19 protein-coding genes are annotated in these 17,345 nt (G+C 30.8%); all 19 read right to left on the minus strand.

Features of this window, described 5'->3' with window-relative positions; genetic code table 11:
• Positions 1 to 387: 387 nt before the first annotated feature.
• Positions 388 to 1,008, minus strand: a complete 621-nt coding sequence (locus tag N4A48_RS06110) for a hypothetical protein (RefSeq protein WP_293664962.1) — start codon at positions 1,006 to 1,008, stop codon at positions 388 to 390.
• A gap of 109 nt (positions 1,009 to 1,117) precedes the next feature.
• Positions 1,118 to 1,528: a methylglyoxal synthase gene (mgsA, locus tag N4A48_RS06115; RefSeq protein ID WP_293664963.1), complete on the minus strand. Its 411-nt coding sequence runs from the start codon at positions 1,526 to 1,528 to the stop codon at positions 1,118 to 1,120.
• Between the two features lie 15 nt (positions 1,529 to 1,543).
• Positions 1,544 to 2,656: a rod shape-determining protein RodA gene (rodA, locus tag N4A48_RS06120; RefSeq protein WP_293664964.1), complete on the minus strand. Its 1,113-nt coding sequence runs from the start codon at positions 2,654 to 2,656 to the stop codon at positions 1,544 to 1,546.
• Between the two features lie 63 nt (positions 2,657 to 2,719).
• Positions 2,720 to 3,004, minus strand: a complete 285-nt coding sequence (gene minE, locus N4A48_RS06125) for a cell division topological specificity factor MinE (RefSeq protein WP_293664966.1) — start codon at positions 3,002 to 3,004, stop codon at positions 2,720 to 2,722.
• Between the two features lie 11 nt (positions 3,005 to 3,015).
• Complete coding sequence (gene minD / locus N4A48_RS06130; RefSeq protein ID WP_293664967.1) at positions 3,016 to 3,813, minus strand: septum site-determining protein MinD; 798 nt, start codon at positions 3,811 to 3,813, stop codon at positions 3,016 to 3,018.
• Positions 3,814 to 3,840: 27 nt separating this feature from the next.
• A complete protein-coding gene (gene minC, locus N4A48_RS06135; protein WP_293664968.1) occupies positions 3,841 to 4,485 on the minus strand; it encodes a septum site-determining protein MinC in 645 nt (214 codons plus the stop codon).
• A 59-nt stretch (positions 4,486 to 4,544) separates the two neighbouring features.
• Positions 4,545 to 7,340, minus strand: coding sequence for a penicillin-binding transpeptidase domain-containing protein (locus N4A48_RS06140; RefSeq protein WP_293664969.1), 2,796 nt, complete (start codon positions 7,338 to 7,340; stop codon positions 4,545 to 4,547).
• Between the two features lie 10 nt (positions 7,341 to 7,350).
• Positions 7,351 to 7,839: a rod shape-determining protein MreD gene (gene mreD / locus N4A48_RS06145; protein ID WP_293664970.1), complete on the minus strand. Its 489-nt coding sequence runs from the start codon at positions 7,837 to 7,839 to the stop codon at positions 7,351 to 7,353.
• A 13-nt stretch (positions 7,840 to 7,852) separates the two neighbouring features.
• Complete coding sequence (gene mreC, locus N4A48_RS06150; RefSeq protein WP_293664971.1) at positions 7,853 to 8,728, minus strand: rod shape-determining protein MreC; 876 nt, start codon at positions 8,726 to 8,728, stop codon at positions 7,853 to 7,855.
• A 14-nt stretch (positions 8,729 to 8,742) separates the two neighbouring features.
• A complete protein-coding gene (locus N4A48_RS06155) occupies positions 8,743 to 9,777 on the minus strand; it encodes a rod shape-determining protein (protein WP_293665119.1) in 1,035 nt (344 codons plus the stop codon).
• 66 nt (positions 9,778 to 9,843) lie between these two features.
• The gene (gene radC / locus N4A48_RS06160) at positions 9,844 to 10,542 is read right to left on the minus strand and encodes a RadC family protein (protein ID WP_293664972.1); all 699 of its coding nucleotides are present in this window, start codon (positions 10,540 to 10,542) and stop codon (positions 9,844 to 9,846) included.
• Between the two features lie 16 nt (positions 10,543 to 10,558).
• Positions 10,559 to 11,137, minus strand: a complete 579-nt coding sequence (locus N4A48_RS06165; protein ID WP_293664973.1) for a Maf family protein — start codon at positions 11,135 to 11,137, stop codon at positions 10,559 to 10,561.
• Positions 11,138 to 11,240: 103 nt separating this feature from the next.
• Positions 11,241 to 12,215 carry an RnfABCDGE type electron transport complex subunit B gene (rnfB, locus tag N4A48_RS06170; RefSeq protein ID WP_293664975.1) on the minus strand — a complete coding sequence of 325 codons (975 nt, stop codon included), beginning with the start codon at positions 12,213 to 12,215 and terminating at the stop codon, positions 11,241 to 11,243.
• Between the two features lie 16 nt (positions 12,216 to 12,231).
• Positions 12,232 to 12,804, minus strand: coding sequence for an electron transport complex subunit RsxA (rsxA, locus tag N4A48_RS06175; protein ID WP_293664976.1), 573 nt, complete (start codon positions 12,802 to 12,804; stop codon positions 12,232 to 12,234).
• A 12-nt stretch (positions 12,805 to 12,816) separates the two neighbouring features.
• The gene (gene rsxE / locus N4A48_RS06180) at positions 12,817 to 13,413 is read right to left on the minus strand and encodes an electron transport complex subunit RsxE (RefSeq protein WP_293664977.1); all 597 of its coding nucleotides are present in this window, start codon (positions 13,411 to 13,413) and stop codon (positions 12,817 to 12,819) included.
• 15 nt (positions 13,414 to 13,428) lie between these two features.
• Positions 13,429 to 13,983 (minus strand): RnfABCDGE type electron transport complex subunit G, encoded by a 555-nt coding sequence (locus N4A48_RS06185; protein WP_293664978.1) that lies wholly within the window; start codon positions 13,981 to 13,983, stop codon positions 13,429 to 13,431.
• A complete protein-coding gene (locus tag N4A48_RS06190) occupies positions 13,983 to 14,927 on the minus strand; it encodes an RnfABCDGE type electron transport complex subunit D (RefSeq protein ID WP_293664979.1) in 945 nt (314 codons plus the stop codon). The genes N4A48_RS06185 and N4A48_RS06190 overlap by 1 nt, the downstream gene beginning before the upstream one ends.
• 14 nt (positions 14,928 to 14,941) lie before the next feature.
• The gene (rsxC, locus tag N4A48_RS06195) at positions 14,942 to 16,267 is read right to left on the minus strand and encodes an electron transport complex subunit RsxC (protein WP_293664980.1); all 1,326 of its coding nucleotides are present in this window, start codon (positions 16,265 to 16,267) and stop codon (positions 14,942 to 14,944) included.
• A 207-nt stretch (positions 16,268 to 16,474) separates the two neighbouring features.
• Positions 16,475 to 17,287 carry a hypothetical protein gene (locus N4A48_RS06200; protein WP_293664981.1) on the minus strand — a complete coding sequence of 271 codons (813 nt, stop codon included), beginning with the start codon at positions 17,285 to 17,287 and terminating at the stop codon, positions 16,475 to 16,477.
• Between the last annotated feature and the right edge of the window lie 58 nt (positions 17,288 to 17,345).

The following is a 17,345-nucleotide window of genomic DNA, read 5'->3' on the forward strand; positions in this document are numbered from 1 at the left end:
ACTTTTAGTTAACGTTTTACCATAAAACTTAGATTATGCTGTTAAAATATCCGTTAAGAAAGTTCGTTGTCTGACCGTAGGGAGTTTAGAACTTTTAGGATATTTTATAAGGCAGAATCTATAGTTTTATTAAAACGTTGACAAAGTAGCGTTATTTTAATGTGTATTATTTTGTGCCTAAGCACAAACCCTGAGTATATATTCCCACTATATACACAATATATCAAATAATCCTAGATTATTCCATATAATTTTCTATAAAAAAGGACCTTGATGCATAACACACCAAAGCCCCAAACTAAAATTACCTTTTAACTACAACAGCAGTATCCATTCCACCACTAATGCACAAAGTAGCAAGCCCATAAGTAGAATCTCCTTATACATTTAATCAACTAAATTTTTAAATATTGTTCTAAGTGTATCACACTCTCTTAAGTCCTCTAAAATTATATCATCATGTTTTTTTGTGTATCCATTACCTATTATCATCGTAACATCTTTACCTGCACCTTTTGCTCCAAGTGCTGCTTTTGCAAAGCTTGTTTCCATTGAGAAAAAGTAAACTATACCCTCATCTCTAACTGGTAATATACTAGATACTTCTGTACTCTCTGCATTTACACAATTAATACATATATCAACTTCTTTTCCATCGTTAACTCTTAATACTTCATTTAAAACCTGATTTGAGTTCTTCGCATCTGCAACTATTATTTCATTACAAAAACCAGTATACTTAAGAATATCTTTACTTTTTTTATTTCTTACAAGTCCTATAACCTTTCCATCTTGACCAACAGCTTTTTTAGCTTCGTAGCAACAAAGTAATCCGGATTTTCCAGCAGCACCTAATATAAGTACTGTCTCTTTCTTTTTAGCTAATTTTCTAGTTTGTGTAGCTGCTCCGCCAACATCAAGTGCAGCAAGAGCTAAAGTTTCCTCAATATCATTATATATTCTTTTAGACTCAACTGCTCTATTTGTTTCATTTTTATATAACTTCACAGTTCATCCCCCTCAAAAAGTCTTTATTCATTAATAAATATGATTAAATGGCTATTTATATGCAAAAAAGATATGCCATCTATAAATATAGATAGCATATCTTTTTTGATTATTTAAACATATTTGTTTTTCTTACACTTCTCCAGTCCAAGTCTCCTCTTTCAATAGCCTTTATAAATATCTCAGCACTTGCCAAATTAGTAGCGACAGGGACATAATGTACATCACACAGTCTTATTAAAGCTTGTATATCTGGCTCATGAGGTTGAGATTCCAGTGCATCTCTTAAGAATATAACTAAATCCATATCTTCTTCTGCAATTTTTGCACCTATTTGTTGATCTCCCCCTAGAGGACCAGACAAAAACCTATTTACATTAAGTCCAGATCCTTCTTTGATTCTAAGTCCTGTAGTTCCTGTAGCATATAAATTGTGTTTTTCTAATATATGTTTATATGCTATTGTAAAATTAACCATAGTTTCTTTTTTTCTATCATGAGCTATTAAAGCTATATTCATATATATACACTTCCCTTAAAAGTTTATCTTTTTTCTTCTCATAGATACATTTAATACTATGCCAAGAGCCATCATACTAGTAACCAAAGAACTTCCACCATAACTAACAAAGGGAAGTGTAACCCCAGTAACAGGCATAAGCCCTATAGCCATTCCTATATTTTGAACAATTTGATACAAGAACATAAATAATACACCTATTGTTATTAAAGTTCCATAAAAATCCTTTGCATTTTGTGCTATCTTAAGTATTCTATTTAAAAATAAGCAAAATAGCAATGCTAATATTACTCCACCAATCAAGCCTAGTTCTTCTCCCAATACAGCAAATATAAAATCTGTTTCCTGTACAGGAAGGAAATTATATTGATTTTGAGTTCCTTTAAAAAGTCCTTTTCCAAATATCTTTCCAGACCCTATAGCTACCATAGATTGAATAACCTGATAATTACCAGGAAATTTAGGATCACCAGGATGCAGAAAAGCATCTATTCTAAGTCTTTGATGTGGTTTCAAAAAATTATATATTATAGGTACAGATATTATAGCAGTAATAAAGGTATACCCTATTATTTTATAATTAATCCCACAAATAAATGCCATACCAAATATTATAGATATGAAAACTATTGAAGTTCCTAGATCTGGCTGTATTAAAATCAATAAAAGTAGTGGTGCAGCGTATGCCACTATAGGCAACAAATCCTTAAATGTATTTAGCTTATCTTTTTTATTTTCCATAAACTTAGCAAAGCTTATTATAAATCCTAGCTTAACTATTTCTGATGTTTGAATATTTATTGGTCCTAATTTAATCCACGAATTAGCCCCTGCAATTTTTACTCCTAAACCAGGAATATAAACCGCCAATAACAAAAATACATTTAATCCATATATATATTTATGATATTTTCCTATCTTATTATAGTCAAATAATAGCATAATAGCTATTATTATCAAGCCTATAGCAAACGATATAATTTGAACAGTAAACTGTTTAAAACTTCCAGAATCATTAACATGTGTTGCACTACTTATAATAACCATTCCTATTGAAAATATCGCTATTACAGTTGTAACCAATATCCAATCAATATCCTTAAACATCTTTAATTCTATCTTCAACATCATCACCTACTTCAAAATTAAAATATTATTGGGAAATCCTATAAGGATTTCCCAATAATATTTTTATCTTATTCCTTCTTTTACTTTTCTTATAGGTATGTTTGCAACAAGCGCAGACATAGGAGCATCATCATCTGAGCTTCTAGTTTTTGCAACTCGAACATCTAATCCGCTTTCGTCGATTTCTATATATTCAGATATAACATTTATGATGTCTCCTTTTATCATATCTAGAAATTTGGAAGAACAATCTACTCTATCATGAACAAGAACTAATTTAAGCCTTTCTTTGGCTACATTCTTGCTAGTCTTAGATTCATTTCCAAACATCTTAAATAAATCTAACAAAGCTTCCCCCCCTATCTAGCAATACCAAATATTTTTTTTACTTTATCCATAAAAGAACCTTGTGTTTCCATACTTAAAAATGGAACTTGCTCTCCCATTATTCTTTGACAAACATTTCTATAAGCTTGTCCGGCTAATGATTTAGGATCAGTAACAGCAGGTTCTCCCTTGTTAGTAGATATTATAACACTTTCATCATCAGGAATAACTCCTAATAAATCTATAGCTAATATATCTATTATATCTTCCATATCCATCATATCTCCACGCTTAACCATCTCAAGTCTTATTCTATTGATTATTAACTCTGGATCATGTATTTCATTAGCCTCTAAAAGCCCTATTATTCTGTCTGCATCTCTAACAGCAGAAACTTCAGGAGTTGTAACTACCAATGCTCTATCTGCTCCAGCTATAGCATTTTTAAATCCTTGCTCAATTCCCGCTGGACAATCAATTAATGCATAGTCAAATGACTCTTTTAATGAATCACACAGCTTCTTCATCTGCTCTGGAGTTATAGCATTTTTATCCCTAGTTTGAGCAGCAGGTAACAGATATAAGTTTTCGAATCTCTTATCCTTTATAAGTGCTTGCTTTAATCTACAAGTACCTTCAACTACATCAACAATATCATAAACTATTCTATTTTCAAGACCCATTACAACATCTAAATTTCTAAGACCAATATCAGCATCAACTACTACGGTTTTTTTACCAGAAAGACTAAGAGCCGTTCCTAAGTTGGCACTAGTGGTAGTTTTACCAACTCCACCTTTACCCGATGTAATTACAATAACTTCACCCACAATACTACCCCCATTCGTGCATATTAACTATCTTCTATTCAAATATGGCTCTATTACTATACAATTATCCTTTATAAAGGCTATTTCAGGATAATTAGGTTTTTGAAATTCTTCATCAGGTGCTATAGATATTAAATTTTGAATCCTAAGCTGCATAGGGTTCAAATCATATGCAACAACAAAGGCATCCTTATTCCCATTAGCTCCTGCATGAACAACTCCTCTTAGGCATCCCATTATAATGACATTACCATAAGCTACTATTTGAGCTCCTGGATTCACATCTCCTATAACAACTACATTTCCTTTAAATTCAATCTTCATCCCAGACCTTAAAGTTGTTTTTACAAATTTAGTTTGTCCTTCATATATTCCATCAAATACTAATTCTTCTTTTACAAACTCTATTTGAAATTTACTACTTATAATTTCTTTAAGCTCTATTTGTTGAAAATCTGTAATTGTGTCACTGTTAATTGCAGCTATTTTTGCTCCTATGAAAAATTTGCCAGCACATTCAATTTTTTGTATTATTTCTTGTTTGACTTGTTCAAAATCATCACAATTTTTTATATTTATGACCAATCCTTTTTTGCTTCCTTTAAATTCTACATTATCTTTTTTAGAATTTTTTTTGTTTCCTTTAAATTCTATTACATCTCCTAAAGCCATATAATTTCCTCCAAAAGATTATATATTTATTATTCTTCAAAAACTATATAAATCCTTTTTTATCTTTTTAATTCTTCCTTTATGTTTAATTTTTCTTTAACCTCATAATCTTCTTCATTCTTTGTAAGTCCAAAATATTCAACCATTATATCCCTAGCTATAGGAGCTGCATAACCTCCGTGTCCTCCCTGGAATATAAGTGATACAACTGCTATTTCAGGGTCATCATAAGGTGCAAACGATACAAACCAAGCAAAATTATCATAAGTATCCTTAAACCTATTTATCTCATCATAAGTAAGACGCGGATTAAGCTTATACAAAGCTTTCCTTATATAATAGTCATAGCTATATTTTTTGTTATCTTCCTTTTGATATTTATCGGCAAGATTTAGAGCTTGTTGAGTATCAACTCTATAGTCTTTCATATGAGAAAGTAAATATTCAACTTCATCAGCAGTTGGAATCCTACCACTTTTTTGTGCAGTACCAGTTTTTGCTCCAACTTTAACAGGAAATTGCCCAAAAACGCTTCTTGCAGTTCCCTGCTGAGTAACTCTTAGCATACCCTTTTTTATCTCTTCTAAATTTAAATCATCATTTAAAGGTATTCTTTCTCTTTTTATATCATCTTTATATATATCCATTTTATCATAAGACTCTATTTTATCAACTACCGTAACTTTATTTTTATAGCCCCCATTAACAAGTCCAGATATATAATTTGCTATTTGAAGTGGTGTATATGCATTAGCTCCTTGACCTATAGATATATTAAACGTATCTCCTGTAGTCCATTTAGCTTGATTAAAATAACTATACTTAATCAAATCAGCAACTTCTCCTACTTTATCTTCTTTTATCTTTAAATCCTCTAATCTCTTTAATAAAGTTCCTCTACTTGGATTTTCATTCATCCAACTAAGTATTTCATCTATTCGTTTTTCATACTCACCTTTATTTTCACCATTTATATCATCAAAATAAGTTTTCAGTTTTCTATCAAGATCATATTTAAGAGATCTTTTAGTTGATTTAAACTTAGATTCTGGATTTGGAACCTTACCAGGAATTTCTTCTATTTCAATTCCAGTTCTTTCATCAAGTCCGAACAGCCTTGAATATCTAAGTACCTCATCTATGTTCATTTTTACAGGTAATGGTTTTTCTTTTGCATAATCATATCCAACACTTACACAGTAAAAATAATAGTTACAAGACTGCTCTATTGCTTTATATAAATTTGTAGGTCCATGACTTCCTCTATGGTCATTCCATATCCAACATCCAAACGACTTATTTCCAAGCATTATACGTCCCTTATCATATATTTGATATGTTGGATCTAATCCATTGTCTATAACAGCAAGCCCAGTTATCATCTTAAATACAGATCCTGGCTGAACCGATGTCATTGTAGCTATATTATAAAGAGGTTTGGCTTCTAGTGGATTATTTTTATTTCGAGGAAGAAGTTTATTCATATCCTCACTTGTTATACCAGTTGCAAATAAATTAGGATCATAATCTGGATAACTAGCCATAGCTAAAACTTCTCCAGTTTTAACATCAAGTGCAACAACAGCACCTGAAGTAGCATTATTATATATTTTTTTACTATCTCTTAATCTATAATTTCCCCAAGGACTTTCATAGGTTCCTCCAACTTGTATTGTTTTTAATACTTTTTCCAAAGAAGCTTCTGCAACTTTTTGTAAATCCTTATCTATTGTTAAATAAACAGTATCTCCAGCTTTAGGAGACTGTATATCTATATTCTTTATTAATCTTCCAGCCGAGTCGACTATAACCTTTTTAAATCCTTTTTCTCCGTGAAGCTTATCTTCAAACTTCTTTTCAATGCCTGTTTTTCCTATCATATCACTTATACTATATCCTTTGTCTATAGTATAAGTATCAATTTCTGCTTGTTGAGATATTTTACCTATTTGTCCAAGTATATGAGATGCTAGATTTTTATTTGGATAATATCTAATAGGCTCAGTCTCTATACTAATTCCTGTAAGTTCTATTGCAAGTTCTTCTATCTCTGCAACTGTTTCTTTTTTTACATCAATAGCAAGCTTTATAGGCTGATACTGTAAATATCCTTGAGATTTGAGTAAGTTTCTAAATAAAATTATTTTTCTAGCTTCATCATCATTTAAATCATCAGAAATATCAAAATACTCTTTTAACTTATCAAAAGTATCTTTTGCACTTATAGTCTCTTCTTTTATTCTATATTTATATAACCATTGGCTTTTTTTTACATTTTCTGCAAACTTCCATTCAGATACGTATATAGGAGGATAATATCCATTTTGATTTAGCATCTTCTGCAAATCAAATTTACTTGTAGTATCATCAATACTAATAACACCTTCATCTGCTAATCTATTCACTAAAACATAAAAACTTTTTTGTGCATTATAACTTAAAGGAATTTCATTTTTAATTTTCCAATCTTCAATATTTTTATCATAAGTATAAATAAACTTTCCATTTTCCTTTATTATAGGGAATTCATCTATATACTTTTCTCCGTTTTTCTCTAATACATTTATAACTTTTTTACCAACTTCGTTTGCACTAGCTTTTTCTATTTCATTTTTTAGAAGTTGAACAGTAAAAGATGCCCTATTTCCGGCAAGCAATCTTCCATATCTATCCCTTATTTCTCCTCTAGGGCTCTCTACTAGTATTTTCTTATACACTTTATTTTGAGCCTGCTCAAAATAATAATCACCTTTTATAATAGTCATATATCCTAACTTTAATATAATAATAGAAAATATAACAGCAAAAGCAACCCTTAAAACATCATATCTATCCTTAATTTTTTTATTTATCATATAATCACCACTAAATATTATCTAATTTTTTTACAAAATCTATTAATGCTTTATATACAATTAAAGCAAATAGCATATTTAATGCAGGTATAAAGACAAATCCTTTAATCAAAGAAAATAGTATCTTTTCACTTGCAAATGAGCTTTTTAATAAAAGGCAATTTATAAGAGAATCAAATAAGGAAGAAAAAAATGTTAATATTAATATACTTGTAACACTCTCTTTGAATATTTTGTCCTTTAATATCCCATATAAATATCCTATAATAAAGAATACAAGAGCATTTACACCTATAAATCTTCCAATTAATATGTCCTTTAAGATACCAAGTATTAACCCTATTAAAGCTCCATCATTTCTTTTAATAAATAAAGAGATAATACTTATATATATAATACATAAATTTAAGCTTATATTAAATATATCTATATAATTCACAATACTATTTTCTATAATTATTATGAATATTCCTATTAAAATCAATATTATATTTCTCATAATTATTACCTCTTTATTCTACTATTCTAGGTCTTGTTATTAATACTTTGTCTATATGTTTGAAGTCTACATAAGGTTTTACCTTTACATATTTTAATAAATTATTTTTATCCTCTACAACCTTTTCTACCTCACCTAGAGGTATACCTTTTGGATATATTCCAATTCCAGAAGTTATTAGTATATCACCTGGAACAACCTCATATTTAATATCAAATAAATATCCTTTAAGGTATCCAGTAAAGTTTTCATTAGAATCCATAGATATATTTTGACTTATAACCCCTGTGTATTCTCCTTTTCTTAAAACTTCAAAGCTAACAGCTGATTTATTGTTTAAAAGAGAAATTGCTTTACAATAGTTATTAGATACTTCATATACTTTTCCAACAAGACCGGTTCCAGATACCACTATACTATCTCTCATCACACCATCTTTTTTGCCAGCAGATATGGTAAATGAATCATACCAATTTCCATCATTTTTGCTTATAACAGATGCACTTATGTAATTTTGATCATATCCTTCTGGTATGTAGTTTAAGGACTTTCTAAGACTTTGAAGTTCATTTAATTCATCTTTGCTTAAATCTATTTCTATTACTTTCTTTTTCAAATCATCATTCTCTTTTGAAAGTTGTTCTATCTTGTTCAAATTCTTTTTATAATTGATTATCCCTAAAACATTTTCGCTAGTTACACTAGAAACCTTATTCAAGCCTCTTTGTGCAGGGGTAATAATGTCAAGTACAGCACTTGGCAAATACTTATTATATCTTCCTTCTATTGATATCCCTATAATTACAAGTAGAGTGATAGTGATTAAACTAATCACTATCACTTCTTTATTTAGCTTGTTTTTGTTTTTATTTTTCTTTTTACTTCTCACGCAATCACCATCTTTTATTCTTTTCTTCCATACATAAGAATTTTATCAAAGATTTCCTTATCCTCAACAGATTTACCTGTTCCTTTTGCTACACAATCAAGTGGATCTTCTGCTATATGTACAGGCATTCCAGTTTCTTCTCTAACTAATTTATCAAGTCCTTTTAAAAGAGCTCCTCCACCTGTAAGCATTATACCATTTTCCATAATATCAGATGCAAGCTCTGGTGGTGTTCTTTCAAGTGTTGCCTTTATTCCCTCTAATATACTAGTTATAGGTTCTTTTAATGCTTCTCTTACCTCACTAGATGTTATATTCATAGTCTTTGGAAGACCAGTTACTAAATCTCTTCCTCTTATATCCATACTTTCTTCTTCTTCATTTTCCTTAAATGCAGATCCTATCTGCATTTTAACTTCTTCTGCAGTTCTTTCCCCAATCATAAGGTTGTACTCTTTTTTAACATAGTTTACTATTGATTCATCAAATTCATCTCCACCAATTCTAATCGACTTGGCTGTAACTATACCTCCTAATGATATAACTGCTATCTCACTAGTACCTCCACCTATATCTACTACCATATTTCCATCTGGTTCTTCTACTTTAAGACCAGCTCCAATAGCGGCAGCCATAGGCTCTTCTATTAAGTAAGCATCTTTAGCCCCAGCTTGTCTAGCAGCTTCTTCTATTGCTCTTTTTTCTACTTCTGTAACTCCATATGGAACACATACTGCAATCCTCGGACTGCTAAATAATGATTTTTTAGGATAAGCTTTTTTTATAAAATATCTAAGCATACTTTGAGTAACATCAAAATCAGCAATTACTCCATCTTTCATAGGTCTTATAGCTATAATATTACCAGGAGTTCTTCCTATCATTTTCTTTGCATCTTCTCCAACAGCTAAAACCTCTTTGTTATCATCTCTTATAGCAACAACAGATGGCTCTCTTACTAAAATTCCATTTCCTCTTACATAAACTAATGTATTTGCTGTTCCTAAATCTATCCCCATATCATTTGATCTTGTATTAAAAAAACTCATTTTTTGTTTAGTCTTTTTTTCACTCTTATTTTTATTCTTACTCTTTTTCATTTTGACTTCTCCTCTCTAGATTAAACCTCTCTCTTTAAAGCTAAAATACATTCCATCTCCAACTATTATATGATCTATTATATCTATACCTAATATTTTTCCTCCCTCAATAAGCCTTTTAGTTATATTCTTATCTTCTCTACTAGGATCAGGATTACCTGAAGGATGGTTATGCATAAGAATAATTTTATTTGTACTCCTTTTTATAGCTTCAATAAAAACTTCTCTTGGATGTACTAATGATGAATTCAAAGTTCCCACCGAAATTTCAACATCACTTATAACCTCATTCTTCGTGTTTAATAAAATAGCTTTAAACACTTCCTTTTTTAGGTATCTAATATCTTCCATATACATACTTACTATGTCATCTGGGCCTGTAATTTTTGGTTTTTTTTCTGGAATAAATTTAGAAATTCTCCTGCCCAGCTCTATCGCAGCCATTATCTGACAAGCTTTTGCTGTTCCTACTCCCTTTACTTCTTTGAGTTCTTCTATATTAGTATAAGCTAATTTTCTTATTCCTAACGACTTATCCATATTTATTATATAGTTTGCAAGCTCTATTGACGACATATTTTTATTGCCTGTTCTAAGTAAAATAGCTAAAAGTTCTGTATCAGACAAGCTATTAACTCCACTTAATATTATTTTTTCTCTGGGTCTTTGGTTTTTAGCCATATCCTTTATAGATACTTTATTTATATGACCCATACACCTTCCTCCTAATTTATATAATATTTACATTGAAATGTCTATATAAAATTTGTCCTAACTTTGAAACAGGAAGTCCTACTACATTAAAATAATCCCCATCTATTTTTTCTATAAATAAAGAACCATACCCCTGTATACCATACGAACCTGCTTTGTCCATAGGCTCTGTTGTTTTTATATATCTTTTTATTTCATCTTCACTAAATTCTCTCATTTTTACTTTTGTCACTTCGTAATCGACAATTTTTTTATTGTCTTCAATGTTTAGTATAGAAATACCTGTAATAACTTTATGGTATTTACCAGAGAGCCTATTTAACGTATCAAAAGCCTCTTGTTCATTTTTGGGCTTTCCTAATATTTCTTCGTCAAGAACTACTATTGTATCAGCCCCAATTACTACACTGTTTCTGGATGTTTTATTTGCAATATCCATTGCCTTTTGAAATGATAGACTCATAGCAATAGCTTCTGGTGTATCTCTATCATTTATAAACTCGTCTATATCACTCTTCATAATTTCGAAATCTAAATTCAAATTAAAAAGAATCTCTTTTCTTCTAGGGGAAGCTGACGCTAATACAATATTCATACAATCACCTCTACAATAATACATTATCCCTAAATAGTTTATCATTTCGGTCAAAAAAAAACAATAAGGTGTGGTAAATACCACACCTTATATTTTTACCTTTTTATTTCATTTTTATAGCATCTTTAGGACATTTTTTCGAACACTCGCCACATCCTATACACTTTTCTTCTATAATAGTATGTTTTTGCTTAAGCTCTCCTTCGATTGCTTCAACAGGACACTTTCGCTTACATATAGTACATCCAACACATTTTTCTTCTTCTATAACAGCTTTTTTTCTCTTGCTTAGCTCTCCTGATATAGCTTTTGTTGGACACTTTTGTGTACAAACCATACATTGTGTACACTTTGAATAATCTATCTTAGCTAATTTGCCTTCCATAGTTATAGCTTCGAATGGACAAGCTCTTGCACACATTCCGCATCCTATACATCCAACTGCACACTTAGATTTAACATCTTTTCCGAATTCTTCACTATTACACTCAACAACTACTTCTTGAGAATAAGGAACCCAGTCTATTACAGATTTTGGACAAACTTCTAAACATTTACCACAAGATACACATTTATCTCTATCTATGCTAGCTATTCCGTCTTTTATTACAATAGCACCAAATTGACATACATTAACACAAGTTCCAAGACCTAAACATCCATACTGACAAGATTTAGATCCACCAGATACTAAGGCTGCTGCTCTACAGTCATTTATTCCATAGTATTCACTTTTTTCTTTAGCATTGTTACATGTACCATTACATATAACCTTTGCTACTGTTTTTTCTCCCTCTTGTGCAGTTTGCCCCATTATTTCAGCTATTTTAGCTGTAGTATCTGATCCTCCTACTGGACATGCATTTACTGGAGCATCTCCAGCAACAATTGCATTTGCTAATCCTCCACAACCAGGATAACCACAACCTCCACAGTTAGCTCCTGGTAAAGCTTCATTTATAGCTTCTACTCTTGGGTCAACCTCTACTGCAAACTTTTTAGAAGCATATGCAAGACCAGAACCAAATAAAAGTCCCATAGCACCTAGACTTACTACTGAATTTAATATTAAAGACATATTTTTCACCCCCTACCTAAACTAATCCTGTAAATCCTAAGAATGCTATTGCCATAAGACTTGCTGTAATTAAGGCAATAGGAAATCCTTTAAAACTTTCTGGTACATCTGCAAGTTCAAGTCTTTCTCTTATTCCTGCAAATAAAACTATTGCAAGTGTAAATCCGATAGCAGCACCTATACCGTTTACTATTGTTTGAATTAAGTTGTAATTACTGTCTATGTTTATTATAGCAACCCCTAAAACCGCACAGTTTGTAGTTATAAGTGGTAAGAAAACTCCTAGTGCTTGATAAAGCGTAGGACTCATTTTTTGAATTACCATCTCAACGAACTGAACAAGAGATGCTATTACAAGTATAAACGCGATTGTTTGTAAAAACTGTATTCCAAGTGGCTCAAGCACATAATATTGAACAAAATAAGTTATTATAGATGCTAAAGTCATAACGAAAGTAACAGCCATACCCATACCTACTGCAGTTTCAACTTTTTTAGAAACTCCAAGGAACGGACATATACCTAAGAATCTAGATAATACAAAGTTATTTACTAATATAGAACTTACTAATATTAAAAATATTTCCATCCAATTCCCCTCCTAACTAGCTTTTTTGTCAGCAATTTTATTAATAGCTGCAAGAAGTAATCCTAACGCTAAAAATGCACCTGGAGGTAATATCATTATAAGCGCTGGCTTATATGCACTACCTAATATTAATTGATTGAATATAGTTCCATTTCCAAATAATTCTCTAACAATACCAAGTAATGTTAAAGAAGCTGTGAATCCAAGTCCCATTCCAATTCCATCTACTATTGATGCTACTGGTCCATTTTTAGACGCAAAACTCTCTGCTCTTGCTAATATTAAGCAGTTAACAACTATAAGAGGGATAAATAATCCAAGTTTTTTATCAAGTGCTGGTAAATAAGCCTTTAAAAGCATTCCTACTAATGTAACGAATGTCGCTATTACTACTATGAATGCAGGTATTCTTATCTTAGAAGGTATAAGCTTTCTAACAAGTGATATAACTAAGTTTGCACATATTAAAACTGCAGTCGTTGCAAGTCCCATACCTAATCCATTTTCAGCAGAAGTTGTAACTCCAAGAGTTGGACACATACCTAAAACCTGTACAAATACAGGATTGTCCTTTATAATACCATTTTTTAATAATTTACCTAATTTCATAATTTCACCTCCAACCTATTTTAAAGCTTCATTATATATTCTTATCGCTTCATTAACACCATCAGTTACTGCTTTTGAAGTTATAGTTGCTCCAGCTATTGAAACAATTTCATTTTCCTTAGGTCCTGGATTTTTAATAACTTCAAGGTTCTTATCTATACCTTTTCCTTTATATTGACTCTTAAATGGCTCATCAGCAGCTTTTGCTCCAAGTCCTGGAGTTTCTGCATGATTTCCTATAGAAATACCGTGAACAGTACCATCTGTACCTATTCCTACCATTACTTCAACCTCTCCTGCATATCCTTTAGGAGCAGTTTTTATAGTATATCCTACTACCTCAGATCCATTTAATCCTTGATATATTTCTTTAAGCATAGTTGATTCTACTTCTTTTTCAACAAGCTTAAATTCTTTAGCTTTTAAAACATCATTACGAGCTTTAGTATTAGCTATTTCATTTTGTTCTTGTATTGCAGGTAATGTAACTTCGTTAGTAAATCCTAAAACAACAGCCGATATAGATGTTATTATTAAAAGTATTACTCCAAGCTTTAATATTTCTTTCATTACTTAGCCACCTCCCCAAATACTTTAGGGTTTACATATTTATCTATAAGTGGTGCTGCTACGTTCATTAATAATATTGAGTAAGAAACTCCTTCTGGGTATCCTCCCCATAATCTTATTATCGTAGTTAAAGCTCCACATCCAATTGCATATATTATTTGACCTTTTTGAGTCATAGGTGATGATGAATAATCTGTTGCCATATAAAAAGCACCAATCATTAATCCCCCAGCAAATAAGTGGTACATTGAATTTGCTATATCAAATCCACCAAATAAGAATGTTAATACAAATACTGTTCCTATATAGTAAGTAGGTATTACATAAGTGATTACTCCTCTATATAGAAGATATACTCCACCTAATATTAAAAGTATTGCAGATGTTTCTCCAATACATCCTCCTATATTACCAACTAAAAGATCGAAGAAACTTGGTTTTGCCATATCTATTGCCTCTGCACCTTTAATTATCGCAAGAGGAGTAGCTGTAGATACAGCATCTGGTCCTGGAGTTACCCAACTTGTCATTTCTACTGGCCAAGAAGCAAGTAACATTGCACGAGCTGCAAGAGCAGGGTTCATAAAGTTGTGTCCTATTCCTCCAAATAATTGCTTTACTATTACAATTGCAAATACTGATCCTACAAATGGTATCCATAAAGGAGCACTTGCTGGTATATTAAATGCTACTAATAATCCTGTAACCACTGCCGACCAATCGTTTATAGTTACTGGCTTTCTCATAAGTTTTTGACATAGTGCTTCTGATGCAACCGCACCTATTAATGCAGATATAATTACTCCTAAAGCTGGCATTCCAAAATAATAAACAGCAGCTATAGTTGCTGGAACTAACGCTATTACAACATCCCTCATTATAGTAGAAGTATCTTCTTTTGATCTTAAATGAGGAGAAGAAGATATTATAAATTTACTATCCATTCCTTTACCTCCTTTTACTTACTTTGTTTTCTTTTTTGTGCTATTATTTCTTTTTTTGCAACTCTTATTGACTGAAGAAGAGGTCTCTTTGATGGACATATAAATGAACATGATCCACACTCTATACAGTCAAGAGCTCTATAATCTTCCGCTCTATCAAAGTTATATTTTAGTGAATGAGCACTTATATAAATCGGTTGTAAAAATGCAGGACATATATCTACACATTTACCACATCTTATACAATTGGCTGGATTTGGTAAAGTAGCTTCTTCTCTATTAAGACATAGTATACCAGATCCACCTTTAGTAACAGGTACCTCAAGCGTATATTGAGCAAGTCCCATCATAGGTCCTCCCATTATAACCTTTCCTGCTTCTTCTTTAAATCCACCACATTGATTTATTATTTCTTCAAATGTAGTTCCTATCTTAATAAGTAGGTTAGTAGGATTTGTTATTGCACTGCCTGTAACAGTAGTTATTCTTTCTATAAGAGGCATACCTGTCGTTATAGTTTCATATATTTGAGCTGCTGTTGCAACGTTATTTACTACAACTCCAACGTCCATAGGTAATCCGCCAGATGGTACTTCTTTCTTTATACAAGCATATATAAGTTGCTTTTCTGCTCCTTGAGGATACTTAGTTTTAAGTCCTACAACTTCTATATTACTTTCTTTTTGAGCTGCCTTAGTCATAGCTTCTATAGCATCAGGCTTATTGTCTTCTATCCCTATATATCCTTTTTCGACATTTAAAACCTTCATTATAGCTTTAAGTCCATAAACTACAGATTCTGGATTTTCAAGCATAAGTCTATGATCCGCTGTAAGATATGGCTCACACTCAGCTCCATTTAATATAACTGTATCTATTTTTTTCTCTTTTGGTGGTGATAATTTAACATGAGTTGGGAATGCTGCTCCACCCATACCAACTATACCAGCTTCTTTTATTATTTCTAGTATTTCTTCTCCCTTTAGAGATTCTATGCTTCCTTTAGGAACAACACTTTCATGAGCTTCGTTTTCGAAATCATTTTCAATAACTACACATAATCCCTTTCCTCCTGGTATTGGACATTCCTTAATCGCCTTTACCTTTCCAGAAACAGAAGAATGTACAGGTGAAGAAACAAAACCTTGTGCCTCTCCTATCTTTTGCCCTACTTTAACCGTATCTCCAACATTAACAATAGCCTTAGATGGTGCTCCTATATGTTGTTGAAGAGGTATATATAAAGTAGCTGGATCTTTAGCTCTTTCTACTTTTATACTCTCAGTACTTTTCTTTCTGTGTGGCGGATGAACACCACCTCTAAAACTTAAGAGCTTCATTCATATTACCTCCTTACAATAAATTATAAATCAACTTGAATTTCCAAGCATAAATATTTATATTCTATGAAAAACATTCCAACATATAGTATACTATATTTTTTTTATAAAGTCCTACAAGTTTTTTTTTTAACATACTTTTGATGCTGTATTTTGAATTAATTTGCAAATTAAAACCAGATGATTATCATCTGGTTTTAATTAAATCTATATATTTTTAATTTCATTTATGAATTCATAATACTGCAATAAGCTTGATATAAAGAGCTTTTGGCACGATTTAACATTCCCATCCCCTAAATTTTTATTTATACCTTCTACATTCTTTTTCTGTATTTCGCAAAATTTCGACATTTTTTCTTCAAAATTTTCTGCATATTTTCCTCTGAATTTCTCCGAACTCTTTGTTAATGAATCTACTATTTTACTTTTATTATTAATTATTTTTATATAATCATCATAATTTGATTTACCAATTTTATATTCATTCCAAAACTTAGACTCCTGTTTCATACTTTCAATTATAAGTTCTAAGTTACTACATACCTCATTCATATATTCATATTTTTTTGTATATTCTAAATCTATATATCCTACTTGTATTTTAGATATGAACGCATCAGAATAAATAGATTTAATATTTTCTAAATTTTTTCTTACACTAGATTCGTCTAAAGATACATATGTATATATTTTATAAGCATCTTCTTTTTTATATACATAATTAGGTATACCTAAGCTTTTAAGATTATTTACTACACTCTCTACTTCTTTATAATCATTTAATGATCCTACTTGTAAAGAATATATTTCAAACCCATCTATATGTTTTTTAGTTTTACCTTTAACTTCTATATTCTCTTTTTCTTGATCCTTTACTTCTATTTTTACAGCATTTATCGTTTTTTTATTAGATATTTTATTAAATATATATTTAGAAGTCGCCCAAGATGCTATGAGTGGTATTATCAGAAAAAATATAAGTAAAGATTTTCTTTGTTTTCCATATCTTTTATTCATTAGTTATTCCTCCCTATTTACTATTCTATATATTATTTATATAATAGTTTTATATAAA

Origin of the sequence: Tepidibacter sp. (genome assembly GCF_025210165.1) — a bacterium.
In the GTDB taxonomy this organism is placed as follows: Bacteria; Bacillota; Clostridia; order Peptostreptococcales; family Peptostreptococcaceae; genus Tepidibacter_A.